At 68.2% G+C, this 400-nt stretch carries 1 protein-coding gene; it reads right to left on the minus strand.

Going from position 1 to position 400, the window contains the following annotated elements; genetic code table 11:
- A partial coding sequence (locus AC1DWC_RS26775; RefSeq protein WP_477912932.1) for an Ig-like domain-containing protein occupies positions 1-374 on the minus strand: 374 nt, incomplete at its 3' end.
- Between the last annotated feature and the right edge of the window lie 26 nt (positions 375-400).

The raw sequence follows: 400 nt of genomic DNA on the forward strand, positions 1-400 counted from the left end.
AACACCGCGGTGATGTTGTGCGCACCCTCCGCGGCGAACGACTGCGTGATGGACGCCTTGCCCGAACCGTCCAGCGTCACCGGACCACCGAGGTTGTCCGCACCGTCCTTGAACTGCACCGTGCCACCGCCCGGAGCCGGCGAAACCTGCACGCCCAGAGTCACATTGTCACCCGTGACCGCCGAGGTCGCACCCGTCACCGAGGTCGTGGTCGCGACGTCGACCGGAGCCGCAGCCGTCACCGTCACCGCATGCACGGCCGACGTGGAGGCAATGAACCCGGCAGCACCGGAGAACACCGCGGTGATGTTGTGCGCACCCTCCGCGGCGAACGACTGCGTGATGGACGCCTTGCCCGAACCGTCCAGCGTCACCGGACCACCGAGGTTGTCCGCACCGT

It is taken from the genome of Rhodococcus sp. P4_C10 (genome assembly GCF_056402135.1).